The 22,263-nt window shown below is 58.3% G+C and carries 21 protein-coding genes and 1 riboswitch; of the genes, 5 read left to right on the forward strand and 16 right to left on the reverse strand.

What is annotated here, in order from left to right; translation table 11 throughout:
* Positions 1-248: 248 nt before the first annotated feature.
* The 3 genes from rpsA to ACR0B5_RS09450 form a co-directional block, all read right to left on the reverse strand.
* Positions 249-1,925 carry a 30S ribosomal protein S1 gene (rpsA, locus tag ACR0B5_RS09440; RefSeq protein WP_170377709.1) on the reverse strand — a complete coding sequence of 559 codons (1,677 nt, stop codon included), beginning with the start codon at positions 1,923-1,925 and terminating at the stop codon, positions 249-251.
* Between the two features lie 278 nt (positions 1,926-2,203).
* Positions 2,204-3,889, reverse strand: a complete 1,686-nt coding sequence (locus ACR0B5_RS09445; RefSeq protein WP_480540130.1) for a tryptophan halogenase family protein — start codon at positions 3,887-3,889, stop codon at positions 2,204-2,206.
* Between the two features lie 262 nt (positions 3,890-4,151).
* Positions 4,152-4,688, reverse strand: a complete 537-nt coding sequence (locus tag ACR0B5_RS09450; protein WP_170659897.1) for a hypothetical protein — start codon at positions 4,686-4,688, stop codon at positions 4,152-4,154.
* A 218-nt stretch (positions 4,689-4,906) separates the two neighbouring features.
* On the opposite strand from ACR0B5_RS09450, the gene ACR0B5_RS09455 reads away from it, so the two are divergent.
* Complete coding sequence (locus ACR0B5_RS09455) at positions 4,907-5,383, forward strand: YHS domain-containing (seleno)protein (protein WP_480540131.1); 477 nt, start codon at positions 4,907-4,909, stop codon at positions 5,381-5,383.
* 23 nt (positions 5,384-5,406) lie between these two features.
* On the opposite strand, the gene cmk is transcribed toward ACR0B5_RS09455, so the two are convergent.
* The 11 genes from cmk to miaB form a co-directional block, all read right to left on the reverse strand.
* A complete protein-coding gene (cmk, locus tag ACR0B5_RS09460; protein ID WP_480540132.1) occupies positions 5,407-6,021 on the reverse strand; it encodes a (d)CMP kinase in 615 nt (204 codons plus the stop codon).
* On the reverse strand, positions 6,018-7,364 hold the full coding sequence (gene aroA / locus ACR0B5_RS09465) for a 3-phosphoshikimate 1-carboxyvinyltransferase (RefSeq protein WP_480540133.1): 1,347 nt from the start codon (positions 7,362-7,364) through the stop codon (positions 6,018-6,020). Before aroA ends, cmk begins: the two co-directional genes overlap by 4 nt.
* 85 nt (positions 7,365-7,449) lie before the next feature.
* Positions 7,450-8,523 (reverse strand): amidohydrolase family protein, encoded by a 1,074-nt coding sequence (locus ACR0B5_RS09470; RefSeq protein ID WP_480540134.1) that lies wholly within the window; start codon positions 8,521-8,523, stop codon positions 7,450-7,452.
* A gap of 85 nt (positions 8,524-8,608) precedes the next feature.
* Positions 8,609-9,322 (reverse strand): tRNA (guanine(46)-N(7))-methyltransferase TrmB, encoded by a 714-nt coding sequence (trmB, locus tag ACR0B5_RS09475; RefSeq protein WP_480540135.1) that lies wholly within the window; start codon positions 9,320-9,322, stop codon positions 8,609-8,611.
* Between the two features lie 108 nt (positions 9,323-9,430).
* Positions 9,431-10,612, reverse strand: a complete 1,182-nt coding sequence (gene metK / locus ACR0B5_RS09480) for a methionine adenosyltransferase (RefSeq protein ID WP_475218646.1) — start codon at positions 10,610-10,612, stop codon at positions 9,431-9,433.
* Positions 10,613-10,617: 5 nt separating this feature from the next.
* A riboswitch (SAM-SAH riboswitch) is annotated at positions 10,618-10,666 on the reverse strand.
* Between the two features lie 41 nt (positions 10,667-10,707).
* Positions 10,708-12,213 carry an apolipoprotein N-acyltransferase gene (lnt, locus tag ACR0B5_RS09485; RefSeq protein ID WP_480540136.1) on the reverse strand — a complete coding sequence of 502 codons (1,506 nt, stop codon included), beginning with the start codon at positions 12,211-12,213 and terminating at the stop codon, positions 10,708-10,710.
* Entirely contained in the window at positions 12,210-13,091 is an 882-nt protein-coding gene (locus ACR0B5_RS09490) for a hemolysin family protein (RefSeq protein ID WP_170640489.1), read from the reverse strand. Before ACR0B5_RS09490 ends, lnt begins: the two co-directional genes overlap by 4 nt.
* Positions 13,092-13,127: 36 nt before the next feature.
* On the reverse strand, positions 13,128-13,622 hold the full coding sequence (gene ybeY / locus ACR0B5_RS09495; RefSeq protein ID WP_480540137.1) for an rRNA maturation RNase YbeY: 495 nt from the start codon (positions 13,620-13,622) through the stop codon (positions 13,128-13,130).
* A 34-nt stretch (positions 13,623-13,656) separates the two neighbouring features.
* Positions 13,657-14,679 (reverse strand): PhoH family protein, encoded by a 1,023-nt coding sequence (locus ACR0B5_RS09500; protein WP_170691052.1) that lies wholly within the window; start codon positions 14,677-14,679, stop codon positions 13,657-13,659.
* Positions 14,680-14,801: 122 nt separating this feature from the next.
* Positions 14,802-15,554: an outer membrane protein gene (locus ACR0B5_RS09505; protein ID WP_480540138.1), complete on the reverse strand. Its 753-nt coding sequence runs from the start codon at positions 15,552-15,554 to the stop codon at positions 14,802-14,804.
* Between the two features lie 170 nt (positions 15,555-15,724).
* Positions 15,725-17,047 carry a tRNA (N6-isopentenyl adenosine(37)-C2)-methylthiotransferase MiaB gene (miaB, locus tag ACR0B5_RS09510; RefSeq protein ID WP_480540139.1) on the reverse strand — a complete coding sequence of 441 codons (1,323 nt, stop codon included), beginning with the start codon at positions 17,045-17,047 and terminating at the stop codon, positions 15,725-15,727.
* A 122-nt stretch (positions 17,048-17,169) separates the two neighbouring features.
* Between miaB and ACR0B5_RS09515 the strand changes: the two genes are divergently transcribed.
* The gene (locus ACR0B5_RS09515) at positions 17,170-18,033 is read left to right on the forward strand and encodes a hypothetical protein (protein WP_170665833.1); all 864 of its coding nucleotides are present in this window, start codon (positions 17,170-17,172) and stop codon (positions 18,031-18,033) included.
* 56 nt (positions 18,034-18,089) lie between these two features.
* On the opposite strand, the gene ACR0B5_RS09520 is transcribed toward ACR0B5_RS09515, so the two are convergent.
* The gene (locus ACR0B5_RS09520) at positions 18,090-18,887 is read right to left on the reverse strand and encodes a phytanoyl-CoA dioxygenase family protein (RefSeq protein WP_480540140.1); all 798 of its coding nucleotides are present in this window, start codon (positions 18,885-18,887) and stop codon (positions 18,090-18,092) included.
* Positions 18,888-18,971: 84 nt separating this feature from the next.
* On the opposite strand from ACR0B5_RS09520, the gene ACR0B5_RS09525 reads away from it, so the two are divergent.
* Positions 18,972-19,895 carry a LysR family transcriptional regulator gene (locus ACR0B5_RS09525; RefSeq protein WP_480540141.1) on the forward strand — a complete coding sequence of 308 codons (924 nt, stop codon included), beginning with the start codon at positions 18,972-18,974 and terminating at the stop codon, positions 19,893-19,895.
* Here ACR0B5_RS09525 and irrA read toward each other — a convergent pair.
* Positions 19,864-20,289 (reverse strand): iron response transcriptional regulator IrrA, encoded by a 426-nt coding sequence (gene irrA, locus ACR0B5_RS09530; RefSeq protein WP_170378119.1) that lies wholly within the window; start codon positions 20,287-20,289, stop codon positions 19,864-19,866. The genes ACR0B5_RS09525 and irrA overlap by 32 nt on opposite strands.
* A gap of 187 nt (positions 20,290-20,476) precedes the next feature.
* Here irrA and fabA point away from each other — a divergent pair, with 187 nt between their 5' ends.
* Together fabA and fabB are read left to right on the forward strand one after the other, a co-directional pair.
* Positions 20,477-20,986, forward strand: a complete 510-nt coding sequence (fabA, locus tag ACR0B5_RS09535) for a bifunctional 3-hydroxydecanoyl-ACP dehydratase/trans-2-decenoyl-ACP isomerase (RefSeq protein ID WP_170378117.1) — start codon at positions 20,477-20,479, stop codon at positions 20,984-20,986.
* Positions 20,987-21,033: 47 nt separating this feature from the next.
* Positions 21,034-22,263 (forward strand): beta-ketoacyl-ACP synthase I, encoded by a 1,230-nt coding sequence (fabB, locus tag ACR0B5_RS09540; RefSeq protein WP_480540142.1) that lies wholly within the window; start codon positions 21,034-21,036, stop codon positions 22,261-22,263.

Genomic DNA, 22,263 nt, shown 5'->3' on the forward strand with positions numbered 1-22,263 from the left:
CCGGTTTACCATCTCTAGTGTTCTGGACAGTATAGAAAAAAACCCGGTTCGGGGGAACGTAAACTCTGTGTGTAGAAGCTGCTATTTCGGGCAAACTCGCATGATTTTTAGCTTGAACACCCAAAATCCCGTTCATGCACATAGTATGTACATTTTAACGCCCAGTTTGGGAACTTGTTGATTCGCAACAAAAACGGCCCCGCACACATGTACGGGGCCGTTGATTTGTATCGGGTCAGAGACCGGGTTTAGTCGCCGGATTTCAGCGCTGCACCCAGGATATCGCCCAGCGACGCGCCCGAGTCGGAGGAACCGTACTGTTCCACGGCCTCTTTCTCTTCGGCGATCTCGCGTGCCTTGATCGACAGACCCAGACGGCGGGTCTTGCTGTCGACATTAGTGACGCGGACGTCGACCTTGTCGCCGGTGTTGAAGCGCTCAGGGCGTTGCTCAGCACGATCACGCGACAGGTCCGAACGACGGATGAACGACTTCATGCCCTCGTACTCGACCTCGATGCCGCCATCTTCGATCGCGGTGACTTCAACGGTGATGACCGAACCACGCTTCACGCCGCCCACGGCTTCGGCGAACTTGTCACCGCCCAGGGCTTTGATCGACAGCGAGATACGCTCTTTCTCAACGTCAACTTCCGAGACAACGGCCGAAACCATGTCGCCTTTGCGGTAGTTCTGGATCGCATCCTCGCCACGCTCGTCCCAGGACAGGTCGGACAGGTGAACCATGCCGTCAATGTCGCCTTCGAGGCCAATGAACAGACCGAATTCGGTGATGTTCTTGACTTCGCCTTCGACCTCGGTGCCCTCGGGGTGAGTTTCTGCAAACACTTCCCATGGGTTGCGCTGAGTCTGCTTCAGGCCCAGAGACACGCGACGCTTGGCGCCATCGATTTCCAGAACCATGACGTCGACTTCCTGGCTGGTCGAAACGATCTTGCCGGGGTGGACGTTTTTCTTGGTCCAGGACATCTCGGACACGTGCACCAGACCTTCGACACCGGCTTCCAGCTCGACGAACGCGCCGTAGTCGGTGATGTTGGTAACGCGACCCTGATGGACCGAGCCCAGCGGGTACTTCGCAGCAACCAGATCCCACGGATCTTCCTGCAGCTGCTTCATGCCCAGGCTGATGCGGTGGGTCTCTTTGTTGATCTTGATGACCTGAACCTTGATGGTTTCGCCGATCGTCAGGATCTCGGACGGGTGGTTCACACGGCGCCATGCCATGTCGGTGACGTGCAGCAGGCCGTCAACGCCGCCCAGGTCAACGAATGCACCGTATTCGGTGATGTTCTTGACAACACCCTCGACGGTCTGACCTTCGGACAGGTTGCCGATAACTTCGGCACGCTGTTCGGCACGCGATTCTTCCAGGATGGCGCGGCGCGACACAACGATGTTGCCACGGCGGCGGTCCATTTTCAGAATCTGGAACGGCTGCTTCAGACCCATCAGCGGGCCAGCATCGCGCACGGGGCGAACGTCAACCTGCGAGCCGGGCAGGAATGCAACTGCGCCACCCAGATCGACGGTGAAGCCACCTTTGACGCGACCGAAGATTGCACCTTCGACGCGCTGGTCGTCGGCATATGCTTTTTCCAGACGGTCCCACGCCTCTTCACGGCGGGCCATCTCACGCGAGATGACAGCTTCGCCACGGGCGTTTTCTGCGGCGCGCAGGTAAACTTCGACCTCGTCACCAACAGCGATTTCAGGGGCTTCGCCGGGATTTGCAAATTCTTTCAGATCAACGCGGCCTTCCATTTTATAGCCTACGTCGATGATGGCTTGGCCGGCTTCGATCGCCAGAACCTTACCTTTGACAACAGAACCCTCTTCGGGTGTGTCCATTTCGAAGCTTTCATTCAGGAGGGCTTCGAATTCCTCCATGGATGCGTTAGCCATGTGGCGTTGTTTTCCTTTACATACGTTTTTGCTGGCCGAGCGGTTGTTTCCGCCGGTCTTGTTTCATGATGCCTTTGGGCGTGACCCGGTGCGCATCTGACTACACAAACACAAAGGGCCGAGGTAACCCGGCCCTGCTCAGATACGTCATCCGGACGTTAACCGCCCTTGTTCAGACAGCGCGCGTATAGGCTGTTTCAGCCAGATACGCAAGGGCAAAGCCTAAATCTCGGCACCGCAGCGGGTGTCGAAGATTACTCTGCCCATGCCTAAGCGCCCTAGAACAATTGCAGGTCCTTCGCACCGCTTTGGATTTCGGCCAGGTTCGGCATGTTCTGAACCACAACCGGAGCCGGCTTTGCGCCCGGCATGGCCACAGTGGGTTTCACTGCAGCCGCCTTGCCAAAAGCTGGCCTCTTCAGTTCACCCCGAATGTCGCGCAGAAGCGTTTTGTGATCCGGCATTGTTTGCAGAATCTCGTTGAGGTGCATGCGCGCACCCTTCCACCAATGGAACCAGATCGGTTTCTTCAAAGGACGCAGACGATCGCGGATTCCTTCGCCATAGCCCGTATCATAGACCTGTTTGCCCAACAGAACCGTCTGGTAGACGCGGTGATCGAACAGTGAGACGAACTCGATATCATGCTCCATCGGCAAGCGATGCTGCCAGAGTTCAAGGTTCTCGGCCAACCGGTCAGGCAGTTTCATTTCGGTCCGCGCGTCGATCCAGTATTGGTCATCGGTGCGATTGCCGAGGCGGTAGTGCAGACAGATGAACTCCAGCACCTCGTTATAGAGCTTGTCCATCTGCCGGTTATAGCGCGCCCGCAAGGCCGGTTCGATATCCTGTGTTGGCAGATGCTCGGCGAACCAGCGCACGGCATGGTCGATCATGTGAATCGCGGTGCTTTCCAAAGGCTCAATGAACCCGCCAGACAGGCCGATTGCCACGCAGTTCTTGACCCATGCGTTACGCACGCGCCCAACGCGCATCGGGATCACGCGCGGCGTCAAACCCTTGCCGCTGTCGCCCAGCCACTCAAGATACTCATCTGCCGCCTGATCATCCGTCCGGTGCGCGGATGAGAACACATAGCCCGTGCCCACTCGGTTGAAGAGCGGCACGCGCCATGTCCACCCTGCCCCAAGCGCGGTTGAGCGTGTCAGGCTTTCGATCTTTTCCGGATCCGGATGTTCAATCTGCAACGCCATGGCCCGGTCATTCGGCAAATAATCCGAGTAATCCATGAATGGCTCACCCAGAGCCTGATTGATGATCAGCCCTCGGAACCCTGTGCAGTCAATGACCATTTCAATGTCGTGACGGCCTTTGCGCTCCAGCATCAGGTGACTGACATTGCCCTGCTCATCCAGCTCGACCGATTGCACCTCATCCTGAATATGCTCAACACCGCGCTTGGTGCAGACCTTGGTCAGCATGCCTGCGAACTTCACGGCGTCCAGGTGATAGGCGTAACCAAAGCGCTGCTCGAACTCCGGTGCCCCTAAGGGCCGCGCGCCTTTGCACATCCGTCCCAGATCATCATGCGGTGAGATGGACTGCGTGAAATCCCGATCTCCGTTGCCAAAACGCAGGAAATACTCGGCCGTCTCCAACCCCTCCAGCATCTGACCATGGGCAAACGGGTTCACATAGTCGATGCGATTGCCCTTGGCGTCCTTGTTCCAATTGCAGAACTTCACGCCCAGCTTGAATGAGGCATTGGTTTCGCGAAAAAAGTCCCGCTCGGAAATGCCCGCTTGCCTCAGCGTGACCGGCATTCTCGGAACCGTTGCCTCACCCACACCGACGGTCGAGATATTGGGGCTTTCGATCAGGCAGATACGTGGGCGATCCTTGGGCGCGGAGGTGCGCGACAGCACCATCTCCAAAATCAACGCGGTCATCCAGCCCGCGGTCCCACCACCCACGATGGTGATTTTGCGCAAACGTTTGGTCATGTTTGTCTGTCCCTGTTGGCTTAGGGAATTTTGTGGCTACTTCCCCCTTTTTTGGAGGTTTACGGCGGCCTTCCCTTTATTGCTTGTGAGGGGAGCATAACAGTTTTGTTACATCTGGCTAGGGTCCTGTCGATGTGGCTATTTTACCCTTCTTGCGCAGATGCTTACTAGGTTTCACTTGATCTTTTAGCCCCAATTTGATGGCGATAAAAATCCGGTAACGGCGAGGTGTGTCAAATTGAAACTCGACCACGTTCCAGGTTCAGATCTCTTCGCCCTTTTTCAAAAGCTCATCGATCAGCGCACGCTGCAGATCGCCGCTGTCACCCCCTCCGAACTCAGCCGCTCCGCCCGAATACAGAGTGCCATAAGTGTTTGCGATGTTCACCGTCTGCGCCAGGCCCGAGATCAGCTGATCCTTTTTCAGCGGCGACAGCGGGTGGATGAACACGGCCCACAGGGTTCCGTTGGCAATCGCATAGCGCGCGTCCAGCGTGCTGTCGAAATTGGCCTGCATCATCCGTTGCAGATCCTCCACAGACAGATCTGCCGTGCTGCTGATGGGCACCATAGCGCGCATTCGATCGGCCACTACATCGGTGATCACCAGAACCGGCACATCCGCAATGGTGATCTGGAACCCTGGCCCGCTGGGCTGCGTCTCCGGATCAAGCGCAAAGAGAATCCTGCCCAACCGCTCATATGTCATCGGAGGTTCGCCCTCAGGCACGGGCGGTTCGGCCTGTTGCGCGCTCACGCTGCCGGCGATGAGGAACAAAATCACAGCTAGTCGGATCATGAGGCCGCTCCCATAGTTGCCCCCCTACCTTAGAAAGCAACCGGGTCACTGGCCAAACAAAGCTGTGTGAAGTGTTTTTGCGTGTAATCCAGATGTTTGAACGATCTGCACAGTTTTGCGGCTTATCTGCGATTACACGTACAAAAATCCTGTCCTAACTTTGTCACATCGGCGGAGGGATACCTCAGCCAGGATCTGAAAATGAAAGGATGACCCAAATGAAATCGCTCGTCTTCACTGCTTTTGTTGCTGCGCTTGCCCTGTCGGCCCCGGCTTTTGCTGCGGATGAAATCAATGTCTCCAAAGGCATCTCGGCGGCTGGCGCGCCGCTTGCTGCGCATGGGGTAGATCTGGTCGCACTGGTCAACAGCGGCAACCCGGTCGAGGGTTTTGCCACCCACTCAGCCACCTATGATGGCGCGTCCTACTACTTCGCCACCGCCGAAAACCGCGAGGCGTTCGAGGCCAACCCAGTAGCCTACCTGCCCCAGCACGGCGGCTTCTGCTCGTTCGGTGTTTCGGTTGGTAAGAAGTTTGACGGCGACCCGGATCAGTACCTGATCTCGGACGGCAAACTGTTCCTGTTCCTGAACGCCGAAACCCGCGCAGCCTTCCTGAAAGACGTGGTTGGCACTGCCAAAACCGCTGATGACCAGTGGGCAAACATCAAGAGCATCGCCGTCGGTGAACTCTGATCCGCTCAGACAACGGCCCGCAGTTACGCTGCGGGTCTTTTCTGTGTGATGATTTCGACAGCCTGTGCCAGAGCGTCGTCGATGCTCAGTTCGGACGTGTCCAGCAGAACGGCATCTTCGGCGGGTTTCATGGGGGCGGTGCTACGCTCCGCATCGCGCGCATCCCGTTCGCGCACATCGGCCAGGACCTGATCACGTGTTACATCAGACCCTTTGGCGCTAAGCTCCAAAAACCGGCGTTCTGCCCGAACCTCAGCACTGGCAGTGACAAACAGCTTCACCTCAGCCTCGGGGCAGATCACCGTCCCAATATCGCGCCCATCCAATACTGCCCCACCCGAACGTCGGGCAAAGGCGCGTTGGAAATCGACCAGCGCGGCCCGCACCTCAGGGATGACAGCAACTTTTGACGCCACCTGCGCGATCTCAGCCGTGCGCAGATCGCCTTGCTCCAATTCTTCTGCGGTCAGAGCTTGGGCCGCAGAGACGGGGTCGACCCCGTCCAACACGCGCCGTCCCACCGCTCGATACAACAGCCCCGTATCCAGATGAGCAAACCCGAAATGCGCCGCGACGCCTTTCGAGATCGTCCCCTTGCCCGCCGCCGCAGGGCCATCAATGGCGACGGTAAAGCTCATGTCCGTTCGACCTTGGCACCCAGCGAGGCCATCAGCGGCTCGAAGATCGGGAAAGAGGTCGCGATCGGGCCGCCATCATCGACCGAGACGGGCGTTTTCGCGCCCATGCCCATCACCATGAAGGACATTGCGATCCGGTGGTCCAGGAAGCTTTCGCAGGTGCCGCCGCCGGGAACGTTGCCGATGCCCAGCCCTTCGACCGACCACCAATCATCGCCTTCATTCACGGTCACGCCATTGGCCCGCAACCCGCGCGCCATCGCGTCGATCCGGTCGCTTTCCTTGACGCGCAGCTCTTTCACGCCGCCCATCATCGTAGTGCCGGTCGCATTGGCCGCCACCACGGACAGAACCGGGTATTCGTCGATCATCGAGGCGGCGCGCTCAGCCGGGACCTCGATCCCCTTCATGTTGGGCGAGTATTTCGCGCGCAGATCGGCAACGGGCTCACCGCCCTCTTCGCGTTCGTTTTCATAGGTCAGGTCTGCACCCATCTCACGCAGTGTTGTGAACAGGCCCGCGCGGGTCGGGTTCAGGCCGATGCCGGGCACAAGCACGTCCGAACCGGGGGTGATCAGCGCCGCGCAAACCGGGAAAGCCGCGCTCGACGGGTCACGCGGGACGGCAATGACCTGAGGTTTCAGTTCAGGTCGACCGGTCAGCGTGATCACCCGACCTTCATCCGTATCTTCAACGGTGATCTCGGCCCCGAAACCGGCCAGCATCCGTTCCGAATGGTCACGGGTGGCTTCTTTCTCGACCACAACGGTCTTGCCGGGGGCGTTCAGGCCCGCCAGTAGAACGGCCGACTTCACCTGAGCCGAAGGAACCGGAACCTCATAGCGGACCGGGGTCGGATCCGCTGCGCCCACGATGGTCATCGGCAGGCGCCCGCCCGAACGGCCAACCGACTGCGCGCCGAACAGCGCAAGCGGATCGGTGACCCGCGCCATCGGGCGCTTGTTCAGGCTGGCATCGCCCGTGAAGGTCGCCGTGATCGGCGACGTCGCCATCGCGCCCATGATCAGGCGCACGCCGGTACCTGAGTTGCCGCAGTCGATCACCTGATCGGGTTCGGCAAAGCCTCCAACACCGACACCATGCACGGTCCATTCACCGCCGCCATGGTCAGTCACTTCGGCCCCAAAGGCACGCATGGCCTTGGCGGTGTCCAGAACATCTTCGCCCTCAAGCAGGCCCGAGATCTTGGTTTCCCCAACCGCCATCGCGCCAAGGATCAGCGACCGGTGCGAGATCGACTTGTCGCCGGGCACCTCAGCCGTTCCGTTCAACGGGCCGCAGGGATGCGAGGTCATCGGGATGGGCGTGCCGTGTCCGGACATGGGGGCTCCTGTTTTCGCTATCAGTCCATGCCGATTAGCGAATTGGGACCAGTTGGTCCAGCGGCAATAAGGGTATGGGTGTCTCTCAGGTCTCTCCCAGCCATTTTGCCGGGTTTTCCTCGGCGATTTGGCGAAAGATCTCTTCGCCCAGAACGTTGCGCAACCGGATACAGACCGCCTTTTCCGACAGCGCCTCTTGCCGGGTCATGTAGTAATCCGACCCGAACAAAACGCGCGACCGCAGGCGTTCGCTTTCCTCATCCTCACCCATCAGGAAAAGCCGCAGGAACGGCGCATAGTCTTCGAATTGGAAAAGAGTGTAGGAGATATCCGTCCACAGGCCATCGTAGTCTCCGCTGCCGATCAAGTCGCGAATGGATCTCAGCCAATTCCGGTTGAATGCATCGTCTAATGAGTCGGTGTGATCGGGATTGACATAGGCATGCCAGTCTCGCTGCCCACCAAAATGTGCCAGACAAATCCGCAGGTTGGGAAAATCTCGCATTACCGGGATAAACGCCTCTGGTTCCGTATAGCGGTCGGCCCAATAGTCGGAAAGATGCCGCCCCTGAACACCGCCTCGCGAACAATGCGACATTACCGGCAGGTTCTTGTCCTGCAAGCGCGGATAGACATGCTGCATCAGGACCGGGTCATTCGGCGCAAAGCCTAAACGGGGATAGAGCTTGACCCCGCGAAACCTCAGATCGTCAATGGCGCGCCACAGCTCGGTGGCATTGGGATCAGCCCGCGGGTCGATCGTTGCGAAGGGAATCACCGACGGGCCAACCTCAGGGTCAGTGGAGAGCTGCGCCAGTTCGTCATGCTGCTCTCGTAGGGGCACCTCGGGCGCGCCGAAGCCAAAGGCCGACAGATCCATCGGCAAAACGACAAAGCGGGTATTGCTGGGGTAATGTCGCCGCAGGTTGTCCAGAATCTCGCGCTGGCTGCCCTCATCCGTTTCCTGCTGAAAACGATAGAGCCGATCCAATTTGTCGGCGACGCCAGGCTGGCCGATCAGTCTGGCACCAAAAGCCAGAGCCTTGATCAACCACGGCATCTTCTTGAACGGTTTTAGTGCCGGATAGGGATAGTCCTCGGGCACATGGCGCGAGTGAAACAGATGCGTGTGGCAGTTGGTAATCCGAATATCAGACATGGTAATCCTTGAAATAAGCTATGCTTAAAACGCGTAACGCGCACAGCCTAGCATAGCGTGCAGGATTACAGAAATTTGAAACGGATCAGGCGTCTGTTCGGCGGAAGGTCAAATAGTGTGGGGTCCGTCCTTCCCGCAGGGCCTTTTGCTCATAGCGGGTCGAGATCCAGTCACCCCAAGGCTCGCGCCAATCGGCAGGGCGTTCAGCCAACCACTCGAAACCAGCGCGGGGTACTTCCTCAAGCGTCTGGCGCACGTAGTCGGGAATGTCTGTGGCCACGCGGAATATCGAGCCGGGTTTCAGGACACGGGCCAGAGGCTCCAGATGTTCGGGCGTCACGAAGCGGCGGCGATGGTGGCGCGTTTTGGGCCACGGGTCGGGATAGAGAAGGAAGGCGCGTGAAATACTGGCCTCGGGCAGCACATCGAACAGGTCGCGCGCATCACCGGGATGCACCGCGAGGTTTTCGACCCCAGCCTGACGGATCTTACCGAGCAACATGGCGACACCGTTGATGTAAGGCTCGGCCCCGACGATTCCGATATCGGGGTTGTTCGCGGCCTGATGCACCAGATGTTCGCCACCGCCAAAGCCGACTTCAAGCCAAACATCCTTACCACCAAACAGCGCATCGAGGTCCAGCGGGTGGCGTTCGGGGTTCGTCTCCCAATCCACGGCACCGGGCGACAAGGCTTCGAGGTCTTCGTTCAGATACGTCTTCTGGCTTTGCTTCAGGGTTTTGCCCTTGAAGCGGCCATAGAAGTTTCTGCGGGGGCGTTGGGGTGTCTGGTTGCTCATGGCGGTGCCCTTACTGTGGCGCGCGCCGTGTGACAAGGGGCTGACCCTCGGAGTATCTCGAAAAAGAGAAAGGGCGCATCCTGCGAGACGCGCCCCTTTTGTCTTGGATCAGACTGCCGCTTTCAGGGCTTCGATGAGATCAGTGCGTTCCCAACTGAAGCCGCCATCGGCTGCGGGTTCACGGCCGAAATGACCGTAAGCTGCGGTGCGCTGGTAGATCGGCTTGTTCAGTTGCAGATGCTCACGAATGCCGCGCGGGGTGAGGTCCATGACCTGACCAACTGCTTTTTCGATCACGGCGTCAGCAATCTGACCGGTTCCATGAGTGTCGGCGTAGATCGACAGCGGCTTGGAGACGCCAATCGCATAGCTCAACTGAATGGTGCAGCGTTCTGCCATACCGGCAGCAACCACGTTCTTGGCCAGGTAACGCGCAGCATAAGCAGCCGAGCGATCCACCTTGGTCGGGTCTTTGCCCGAGAACGCTCCGCCACCATGAGGGGCTGCGCCACCATAGGTGTCGACGATGATCTTGCGACCCGTCAGGCCCGCATCTCCGTCCGGGCCTCCGATCACGAACTTACCGGTCGGGTTCACGTGCCATTCGGTATCAGCGCTCAGCCACCCTTCGGGCAGGGTTTCGGTGATGTAGGGCTCGACGATCGCACGGATGTCGTCCGAGGTCAGCGCTTCATCCAGATGCTGCGTGGACAGAACGATCGAGCTGACGCCAACCGGCTTGCCATCGCGGTAAACAACGGACAGCTGCGATTTCGCGTCCGGGCCCAAAGCAGGCTCGGTGCCGTTTTTACGCACTTCGGCCAGACGACGCAGGATCGCGTGCGAATACTGGATCGGGGCTGGCATCAGCGCAGGTGTTTCCGTCGTGGCGTAGCCGAACATGATGCCCTGATCGCCTGCGCCCTCATCCTTGTCACCCGAGGCATCAACGCCTTGAGCGATGTGAGCAGACTGTTCATGCAGCAGGTTCGTCACTTCGACTGTTTCGTGGTGAAACTTGTCCTGTTCGTAGCCGATATCCTTGATACAGGCGCGCGCGATCTCGTCGATGCGGCCCATATAGTCGTGCAACTTTTCCTGATCAGACAGACCTACTTCGCCACCGATGACGACCCGATCGGTCGTAGCAAAGGTTTCGCACGCCACGCGCGCTTCGGGTTCTTCATTCAGAAATGCGTCGAGTACGGCGTCCGAAATCCGGTCACAGACCTTATCTGGGTGCCCTTCGGAAACTGATTCCGAAGTAAAAGTGTAGTTCTGTCGGGACATAAATGTGCTCCATTGAAGTTCCTCTGTCACGCCAGGAAGCCGTTGTGACAGGCAACAAGGGCATACGCGCGTTGCGAAATGACGTCAATCGGAAACTAGGCGCTACGCGGCCGTGGCATGCGCCACAGCAACACGGCCAACAGCAGCAAGACCGCGAACACGGGCAGGTCCCCCATGCGGGAATAGATCGTCGGTGCAAGAGGCAACGGCAGATCGGCGTCCACAAACCCGGCCTGCCCCAAAGGGAGCGAGGCGGTGATCCGCCCCAAAGGGTCGATCATCCCCGAAATGCCGGTATTGGCGGACCGCATCATTGGCAGTCCCTGCTCAATCGCACGCATCTGGGCCTGGGCCAGATGCTGGTAAGGGCCGGAACGGGTTCCGAACCACGCATCATTGGTGATCTGCAAGATGAAATCGGCGCGTTCAGGCGCGCCGTTAACGTCCTGCGGGAAGACGGCCTCGTAGCAGATCAGCGGAAGGGCCCGCCCCAGCTTGCCCGCCTGCATAACTGCCGGCCCCGGCCCCGAACTGAACCCATGACCAGCCGTTGTGGCCATGCCGTGAATACCGAAACGGGCCATCAGGTTTCCGAACGGGACATATTCGCCAAACGGGGCCAGATGGTGCTTGTCATACAGGCCGGTCTGCTGTCCGTTCTCATCCAGATAGATCATCGAGTTGTAGATGCGCGGGCCGTCCCCTCGCTGAATGCCCAGAATAACCGGAACGCCCTGAGCCGCGTCCGTCGCGGCATCAAGATAAGGATCGGCGCTGCTGAGCCACGCCGGAATTGCAGTCTCGGGCCAGACGATCAGGTCGGGACGTGGCTCTGCCGCGGTGAATTCGATCTGCCGAGCGAAGAAAAGGGGCGCATATGCAGGATCCCATTTCTGATGCTGAGGCGCATTCGGCTGGATCAGTCGGACAGTGTTTTCACCATACTTTATGGTCGGCCTGCTGGAGGCGTAGACCATGGCAAGAGCGGCGGCACCGGCGAACCCAACGAACGGAACCAAAAGCGAGCGGAGAGCTACAGGTTGCACCATCGCCGCCCCAAGCGGAAACGTCGCTGCGAAGGTCAGCGCAGCCAGCCCATACGGACCAACCAAAGACAAAAGTTGCGCAAACGGTGTGTCGACCCAGACCTGCGCAACCCCGGCCCAAGGGAAGCCGGTCAGAAGATAGCCGCGACCAAACTCGGCCAGTGACAATGTCAGTGCCAGCAACACAGCCTGTCGTACAGCCGGAGCATCAACCCGCCGCGCCGCCCAGAATGCCGCCGCCCAGAACAAGGCCAAGCCGCCAGCCATGAAGACCAGCGCAAACGGAGCCATCCACGCATGGCGCTCGGCGTCCACTTGGAAAGGCTCGATGATCCAACTCAGCGCATGGGCGAAGTAGCCGGTGGCAAAGGCCCAGCCCAACCACGCGGCACGGGCGCGGGTTTCACAGGCCAGAAAAAACGCCGGGATCAGGATCAGCGCAATCAGAGTCAGCGGCCAGTAGCCAAACGGTGCCAAGCCATAAGCACCCAGCGCCCCTAAGGCCGCTGCGGCACCAAGTCTAAGCCAGAATGGCCAACCCCGGACAGGGATCATGCAGCGACGTCCGGCAACATGACGCGCAGACGCTTGATGCGGCGCGGGTCGGCATCGATCACCTCAAACTCCGGGCCTTCGGGATGCAGTACAACCTCACCCCGCGCCGGAACACGACCCGACAGCATGAAGACTAGACCGCCCAGAGTTTCGATCTCTTCCTCGTCCACATCCTCGTGGCTGGTCAGAGAACGTCCGATCTCGGCCTCGAAATCCTCAAGCGGAACGCGGGCCTGAACGACGTAGCAACCCGGCTTTTCCTGCAGCCAAAGCTGATCTTCGTGCGCATCATGCTCATCGGCGATTTCGCCGACGACCTGCTCAATCAGGTCTTCGATGGTCAACAATCCGTCAACGCCGCCATATTCATCGATCACCAACGCCATGTGACGGCGTTCAGTCTGCATCTTGGTCAGCAAAACACCGATCGGCATCGAGGGCGGCACAAACAACAGCGTGCGCAGCATCGAGGTCAGGTCGAACTCGGCTCCGCCACCATTGAACCCATGGGTCAGAGCAAAATCCTTGAGGTGGACAAAACCCAGCGGCGTATCCAGCGTACCTTCGTACACGGGTATCCGCGACAGGCCGCTTTCGCGAAAGACCTGCGCCAGCTCATCCTTGGAAATCGTTGAGGGAACCGAGACGATTTCAACGGTCGGAATGGCGACATCCTCAACCCGCTTGCGACGCAGGTTAACCATGCCGCGATGTTGATTGTCGGCTATTTCATGCCCGTTGACCGGAGCGCTTTGCTCCTCTTCGGCCCCCGAAATGGCATCCATAATCCGCGAAAAGAAACCGCTTTTCTCTTCAATGTCCAAATTCTCAGACTGCGCGCTTTGCGCCGCCCTAGAACTGCCGTCTGTATCGCCCATTGTCCTCTTCCAATTGATCGGGTGAAATAACCCGTTTCATCTATTATATGGGTCATTGATACCCAGTTTGCCAAGTATCTTGACCTCAATCCCTTCCATCAAGGTCGCATCGGGGTCACGAATGTGATCATACCCCAGCAAATGCAACGTTCCGTGAACGATCAGATGAGTCACGTGATCAGACATGGATTTGCCCGCCTCAGCAGCTTCTTGCGCGCAGGTGTCGTATGAGATCGCGATATCCCCTAGCGCGATTTCGCCGGTAAAATCGGGTTCTGGCAGTTCGGGCGTTTCACCTGCGACATCGGCCGCGAGGTCTTCGGCGGGCCAGCTCAGAACGTTCGTCGGTTTCGGCTTTTCCCGAAACTCGGCGTTCAGTTCGGCAATTCGGGTGTCATCGCAAGCCAGCACGCTGACCTCACACAAATCCGGATCCAGCTGGCAATAGTGCAGGACCGCTTCAACCGCGCGCAAGGCCAGAGTCTCCAGCCCCTGCCAGCGGTCATCTTCCACGGTAAGTTCAAGGTTCATCCTGTCGCCTCAAAGCCTGATATCGGGCCTTGAGCTATCCTGTCTCGCGCCCTGAATCGGCCTCATACGCTTCGATGATTGCAGCGACAAGCGGGTGCCGCACCACATCTTTCGAAGTGAAGTAGTTGAAGCTGATATTCGGGATCGTTTTCAGCAAACGTTCAGCATCCGCCAACCCGGATTGAACCCCACGCGGCAAATCGACCTGAGACCGGTCGCCCGTGATGACCATACGGCTACCCTCGCCCAGACGGGTCAGGAACATCTTCATCTGCATGGTCGTCGCGTTCTGCGCCTCATCCAGCACCACAAAAGCATTGGCCAACGTCCGCCCTCGCATAAACGCCAGCGGAGCGATTTCGATTCGCTTTTCTTCGATCAGTTTGGCGAGCTGTTTTCCGGGCAAAAAGTCGTTCAGCGCGTCGTAGAGCGGCTGCATATACGGATCGACCTTGTCCTTCATGTCGCCCGGCAGGTAACCCAGCTTTTCCCCGGCCTCGACCGCAGGACGGCTGAGGATGATGCGGTCCACATGGCCACCGATGAACATCGACACGCCCACGGCAACGGCCAGATAGGTCTTACCGGTACCCGCCGGGCCGATTCCGAAGGCCAGTTCATTCTGGAAAAGCGACTGCACATAGGCTTTTTGCGCATCCGTGCGGGGTTCGACCAGCTTTTTGCGGGTCTTGATCTCAACGGTACCGCCCTTGAACATCTCAAGCTGGTCGCCGTCCCGACTGCCTGTACCCTGTTCTGAGCCGCCCATGCGCAACTCTCGGTCCACGTCGGCGGCTTCAACCTCGCGCCCGCCTTCCAGACGGGTGTAGAGGGCCTGCAAAACCTCTATGGCGTTTTTCTGCGAATCCTCTTCGCCCATCACCACCAACTGATTGCCGCGGCGCACAATCTGGACCGAGAGCTTCTGTTCGATCTCGGTCAGGTTGCGGTCATATTCGCCACATAAATCAATCAACAAGCGGTTGTCGGGGAATTCTACAAATGCCTCGCGCTGGGGCATCTCATCTTGCGGTGGGGTCAGGGCACCGATGGCCAATCCGTTCTCCTGTCTTGGCGTTTCACCTTGAGCGTAGACAAGAACTCGGACCGGGTGCAAGCCACAGTTTCAAAAATTCGAGCGGCAATGACAAAAGCGCCGATCAGACGCTCTGCCCCGGTTTAGAACTTGTAGTTCAAACCGAACCTCAGACCGCGATAGTTCGGTGTGGATTTTGTCGAAAAACCCGAAGAGAATTCAATATCCTTAGAGTCGAACTGGACGTATTCAAACTCACCTGTGATCGACCAGTCTTCCGTCAGATAGTGTTCCGCACCAATGCTGAGCGAGAACCCGTTGCGCCGATCCGAGGCCTCAAACGACTGCGTGCCAGTGGTGGAGGAAATACTGTTTGTCGTCTCTACGTCACCCCAAAGGTAACCGACACTGACGAAATAAAGGATTCGCCCGCTGCGGTTGGTTAGGCCATTCCGAAACCGCAAGGTGACAATATCCGAGACTTCTGACCCGCCCTGAACCGTCTCAGAGCCGACCACGGTGGATACGCTGTCGTCCAGCGATCCGAAATCATATCCCAGCTCAAACCCATATACGTAGTCACGACCGCTCCGAGCGGGCAGGACACCGCGCCAGCCGCCACGCACACCGCCATAGGTTCCGCTGATGTCCTGATCGCCGATTGCGAAAGTATCGGTTGGAGTGGTCAAACCGAAACGGTCATCGCCCCCGCCGCCATAACCTGCCGTCAAACCAAGATAAAAAGCACTGACATCGTCGCTGAAGCGCTTGTTACTGATCACCTCGGGATCAGATATGTCCCCCGTTTGATCACTCGCCCACGTCGCGCTGGCCCCAAAAGCCACCAAAGTTGCGACCGACACAGACCTGAGACCTCTGCACTTCAGAACTACCACTCAATACCCTCCATCGACGCCACTTTCGTGATCGGCAAAAACAAACCTTCCGCAAGCGGTCGAGGCCCAACAGAAAACTTGGCTCCTCTCGGAACATAGTTCTAATTCATAAATCAAGGGTAAATTTTAGATATATTCGTACGCGCACGACGTGCCCGCAAAGAACCGCCTTATTGCAACAGTTCCCCGGCCAAAGAGTTCGCGCCAGACTTCACGATACGCACCTTCCGCAGGTCTCCCACGTTCAGGTCAGACCCAACCACGTGCACCGAGTGAAGATAGTCTGACTTTCCAACCATTTGCCCTTCGAGCCGCCCGGGCTTCTCGAACAGAACGCCGACAGTGCGACCGACCATGGAATCTTGAATCTCGCGCTGATGCTTGGTGATCAGGGCTTGCAAGCGTTGTAAGCGGTCATCCGCCGCCGCCGGATCAACCTGGGCGCGCTCCGCCGCCGGAGTGCCCGGACGGGTCGAGTACTTGAACGAGTAGGCATAGCCGTATTTGACTTGCTCGACCAAATCCAAAGTCGCCTGGAAATCCTCTTCGGTCTCTTCAGGGAAGCCAACGATGAAATCCCCCGACATCACGATATCCGGACGCGCAGCGCGGATACGCTCGATCAGGCGCAAATAGCTGTCCGCCGTATGGCTGCGGTTCATCCGCTTGAGGATCCGGTCCGACCCTGCCTGCACCGGCAAGTGTAGGTAGGGCATCAACTTTTCACAGGTACCATGCGCCTCAATCAGATCATCTGCCATGTCATTGGGATGCGAGGTGGTGAAACGGATACGCTCCAGCCCGTCGACCTTGCTCAATTCCCAGATAAGCCCAGCCAGCGTCATGTCTCCATTGGGGCCGGCACCGTGATAGGCGTTGACGTTCTGACCCAGCAGAGTGATCTCGCGCACGCCGCGTTCGACCAGATCCTGCGCTTCACGAATGATGCGGTCGGCCGGGCGGCTGACCTCGGCCCCGCGGGTATATGGCACAACGCAGAAAGCGCAGAACTTGTCGCAACCCTCCTGTACCGTCAAAAACGCCGTTGGGCCGCGTTTGGCTTTGGGACGGTTCTTAAGCTTTTCGAACTTGTCCTCTTCGGGGAAATCCGTGTCCAGAGCTTTGGCACCTTCACGAGTCTTGGCCTCCATCTCCGGCAAACGGTGATAGCTTTGTGGTCCGACCACCAGATCGACCAGAGGCTGACGGCGCATGATCTCTTCACCCTCGGCCTGCGCAACACAGCCCGCCACCCCGATCTTGAGGTCGGGCTTTTCCGCCTTCAAACCCTTGAACCGGCCAAGTTCGGAATAAACCTTTTCGGCGGCTTTTTCGCGGATATGGCAGGTGTTTAGCAGGATCATATCCGCATCGTCCGGCGACTTGGTCTCGACATATCCCTGCCCACCCAAGGCCTCGGCCATACGCTCGCTGTCATAGACATTCATCTGACAGCCATAGGTCTTGATAAACAGCTTTTTGGGTTCAGACATGGATCGGGCCTTTGCAGTCGCTGGATCGGCGTCATCTATATGCTTCGAACGCCGCTTGCAATGCCGGCGCAATTACCCGAATTTGGCGAAACTTTCCAGCAAGACGCGAATGAAAACCGGCGATGCAGTACGAATCCCTCGACAGCCTTCTGAATTCAGGCCAATCCGCCCTGTCAAAAGGCCCCGTGGCCCTGATTTTCGCCGAAGACGAGACCGAGGTCGAAAGCACGCTGCACCACCATCTAGGCCTCGGCTTCAAGTCCGTTGTGGCCTTTATGCCCGCCGAATTCACCCTCAGCGAGGACCTGTCAACGCGGATAAATCGCGTGACTTTCAGATGCGCACCCCGGACCGTGGTGTTCGACGCGATCAACCGCATCACGAAAGCCGCGCCCAGCGTCTGGATGTACTACTGCTACAACGCCGAATACCTGTTCTACCCTTTCTGTGAAACGCGCAGCGTAGGGGAATTGCTGGCCTTCCACACCGAGGAACGTCGAAGCGCAATGTTGTGCCACGTGATCGACCTCTATGCGGGTGATCTGAGGCAGTTCCCGAACGGCGTGGCCCCTGACCAGGCCATGTTGGACAGCACCGGATACTATGCCCACACCCGCCACGATCCCACAGGCCGCCCTGTCGAGCGCCAATTGGACATGTCCGGCGGCCTGCGCTGGCGGTTCGAAGATCACATCCCCTATGAACGCCGCCGTATTGACAGAATCGCCCTGTTCAAAACCCGCAAAGACCTGATCCTGCAGCCCGACCACACGTTCAACGAGGCCGAATACAACACCTATGCCTGCCCATGGCACCACAACCTGACGGCTGCGATCTGCTCATTTCGGGCAGCCAAAGCCCTGAAAAGCAACGCAGGTTCAGCCTTCGATATCTCGAGCTTCCGTTGGCACAATTCCGTCTCATTCGAATGGACATCGCGCCAATTGCTCGATCTGGGATTGATCGAACCCGGCCAGTGGTTCTAATCCGCTCTTCATCTGGCCGAAAATATCCCGGGGGGAGTCGGCAGGGGCAGAGCCCCCTATCGCTGTAGCAACATCGGGAACCAGTCTTCCCGCAAACGTTGCCCCGGCATCATATCATGCCCCGGGAACGGAGGCGACGTGCGGCCCGGACGCTCGACATAGCGCGCATCATCCCCGACCAGCCGTAGTGAAAACGCCCGACGACGACTGTCCGAGTGATTCCCTCGCGCCCCATGCAAGGTACGGTAGTTGAACGCAACCGCATCACCGGGTTCCATTTCGAACTCGACCACTTTCATCCCTTCCGCATCCGGATCGGGGACCGGAATGTACTGGCCTTCATCAGCAAAAAACCCCTCTTCGCTGACCCAACGGGTCGGCAGCACCTCTTTCTCCCACCTGTGCGATCCCGCTACACAGCGTAGGGTGGCTTGCTTCACCGGATCCAATGGTGACCAGAAGCTGATCGTCTGCTGCCCTTCAACAAAGTAATACGGCCCGTCCTGATGCCAGGGCGTCGCCATTGAGGTGCCCGGCTCTTTCACCAGCACATGGTCGTGAAACATCTGCACCGTTTTCGACTGCATCAGGTCCGCTGCGACCTCAGCCGCCGCGGAAGTCTCGATCACCTCGCGGAATTGCGGGATACGGGTCCAGTTGCAGTAATCATCAAAGAACAGCCCGGTCTGCCCCTCTTTCTTGTTGTCCGAGGCATAGGGTCCCGGCTTGGCCATATTGGCGGCAACCCCGTCGCGCAACGCGTCCACGTGATCGGCAAAAAGCCCTTTGATCAGGACAACCCCGTCTTCCTGGTAGGTGTCGATCATGTCCTGAGAAACAAGAGGGTGTGGCATGGCGTTCTCCTTGTGCTTGCCCCCGTTTAAAGGACAGCAAAGCCTTCTGTTCAAATCATATATTTCGAAGTAATAATTAACCTGATGTTATATATCTCGCTGCGCCAATACGAATATGTCTGCGCCATCGGCCGCCATGGCAGCTTGTCGTCCGCGGCCCACGCGCTGAACGTATCGCAACCTGCCTTATCGACGGCCCTGACGCGGGTTGAGTCGCTTCTGGGATATCCGCTGTTCATGCGTCGACGAGGGGCGGCGATGACCACAACCCCTCAGGGGCGCCTTTTCATCGAACAGGCGGAAAAGCTGTTGCACTCTGCCGCGCAGATCGAAAATCCGACAGATGCGCCGCACGGGTCTTCACACCTGCGGCTGGGCTGTTTCATTGACCTGGCACCGTTTCATCTGGCCTCGGCCTTACGCAGTCTGAAAACTGCCCTGCCCGATGTGACCATCACCTATCAGGTGGATAGTTTCGAGGGCTTGCTGGACGGTCTGATCAACGGTCAGACGGATATCGCGATCACATATGACCTTGGCATGGATGCAGGGTTTACCCGGCAAGAGCTGTTCGACAGTGTCCCTCATGCTTTGGTTCCACCTGATCACGCGCTTGCAGCAGCCCGCAGCGCGACTTTGACTGATCTGGAACAGGAACCCCTGATCCTGTCAAAGGAGGGGCTTTCCGCGCAGCACGTCTTGAACCTGTTTCGGCGCAAGGGCCTTAACCCAACGGTCGCCCATAGGGCCGCTACACTCGAGATTCAGCGCAGCCTCGCTGCTCACGGCGAGGGAATCGCGATCAGCTATGCCAGCCCCAACAATTCGATGAGCTACGACAATCGAAAGCTGACCCGCCTGCCAATTTTGGACAAGGATGCTGCTGAGCCTGTCGTCTTGGCGCGCCACGGGACCGGCCCCGTCGAAGCCACATTGGCCTCAGCGGAATGTTTCCTGTTTGATGCGCTGTCCGAAACTAGACCTGAGGTTTCTTGCGAAGACGGATAACCACGTCGACCGAGGCGATCTCGACCCCTTCCGGTGCCTGCGGGAGGCGCTGAATCACCAACTCTTCGGACGGAGCGTCGCTCAGGCGGCTTTCGTCTTCCCAATAGAAATGCGGGTGATCATGAGTGTTGGTGTCAAAATAGCTTTTCGACCCATCCACCGTGATCTCTTGCAGCACACCGGCATCGCAGAACGCGCGCAGCGTATTGTAGACGGTCGCAAGCGAAACGGCATCGCCCTTGGTCTTGGCCGAGTCAAACAGGCTTTCCGCTGTGACATGCCGGTGACGACCATCGCCTACAAGCAACTCGGCCAGCGCAACACGCTGACGCGTCGGGCGCAATCCGGCGCTCTCCAACCAGTCTGTAGCTATCTTACGGCTCTGAGGTGTCATGAATCCGATACCCATTTTTGCTGCTTATATATATAGGGGCGCAGGGATGCCAATTTCAAATGAAATTCATTCGCAAAGACCACCGGGTCGCAACATCATCCGGCCACTGCTCTTGCAGGACCTTGCATACGGGTGCTAGGTGAGGCCAAATGTAATGAACGGACCCAAGGCAGAAGAGGCGGCAAGAATGGCCCAATTCCCAAGCAGTTTTGACAAAGAGGATCTGCTGAAATGCGCGCGAGGCGAACTTTTTGGCCCCGGCAATGCGCAATTGCCTGCCCCTCCGATGCTGATGATGGACCGGATCACCGATGTTTCGGGTGACGGAGGCGCACATGGCAAAGGCCATGTTGTCGCAGAATTCGACATCACGCCTGATCTTTGGTTCTTTGACTGCCATTTCCCCGGCAACCCGATCATGCCGGGCTGCTTGGGTCTGGATGGCCTGTGGCAGCTGACGGGATTCAACTTGGGCTGGCGTGGCTGGCAGGGGCGCGGCTATGCGTTGGGCGTGGGCGAAGTCAAACTTACCGGCATGGTCCGCCCGGATCGTAAGATGCTGACCTATTATGTTGATTTTACCAAAGCCGTACAGACACGCCGTCTGACCATGGGGGTCGCGGATGGCCGTGTCGAAGCGGATGGTGAAGTAATTTACCAAGTCAAAGATATGAAGGTTGCACTGTCCGAAAGCTGACGCCAGCGGACACTACGCCAACAGGAACGGAACACAGGAGAACGCATATGCGTCGCGTCGTCGTCACCGGTTTGGGGATCGTCTCCTCGATCGGGAACAATGCCGAAGAGGTTCTCGCCTCGCTCAAAGCAGGTAAATCCGGCATCGAGGCCAATGAGCAGATGGTCGAACATGGCTTTCGCAGCCAGATCGCCGGGTCGCTCAAGATCGACGTGTCCGAGCACGTCGATAAACGCACCCTGCGCTTCATGGGACCGGGCGCGGCCTATGCACACATCGCGATGGGACAGGCGATTGCTGATTCCGGGCTGACTGAGGATCAGGTCGTCAATCCGCGCACCGGACTGGTCGCGGGTTCTGGCGGACCGTCCACCAGCGCAATGCTGACCGCGCATCAGACGGTGCTGAAGAACGGCGCCACCAAGCGGATCGGGCCTTTTGCCGTGCCGAAATGCATGTGTTCCACGATTTCAGCGAACCTTGCCACAGCCTACAAAATCAAGGGTATCAACTACTCGATCACCTCGGCGTGCTCGACCTCGCTGCATTGCATCGGCAACGCGGCGGAACAGATCATGCTGGGCAAGCAGGACGTGATGTTCGCAGGCGGCGGTGAGGAGCTGGATTGGACCCTGTCCTGCCTGTTTGACGCGATGGGCGCGATGTCGTCGAAGTATAACGACACTCCGCAGAAAGCATCGCGCGCGTTCGATCAGGACCGCGACGGCTTCGTGATCTCGGGTGGCGGCGGCATTGTCGTGCTTGAGGATCTGGACCATGCGCTGGCGCGTGGTGCCAAGATCTACGCTGAGGTGACCGGCTATGCTGCAACCTCGGACGGTCATGACATGGTGGCGCCGTCCGGCGAAGGCGGTGAGCGCGCGATGCGTCTGGCTCTGTCGACCCTGCCAGAAGGCCGCAAAGTTGGTTACATCAACGCGCACGGCACCTCGACCCCGGTCGGAGATGTGGGCGAAGTTGAAGCCGTGCGTCGCATCTTCGGCGAAGGCAACGTGCCGCCCATCTCATCCACCAAGTCGATGACCGGGCACGCACAAGGCGCGGCCGGCGCGCTTGAGGCGATCTTCTGCCTGCTCATGCTGGACAATGATTTCATAACACCGTCGATCAATGTCGACACACTAGCCGAAGGCATCCAGCCCGGTGAAATTGCAACTCAAGTGGTTGAAAATGCAGGTTTAGATTCGGTCATGACCAACAGCTTCGGCTTTGGCGGCACAAACGGATCCATGATCCTGTCAAAGTATAACGGGTGA

This window comes from Ruegeria sp. AG1, assembly GCF_056541705.1.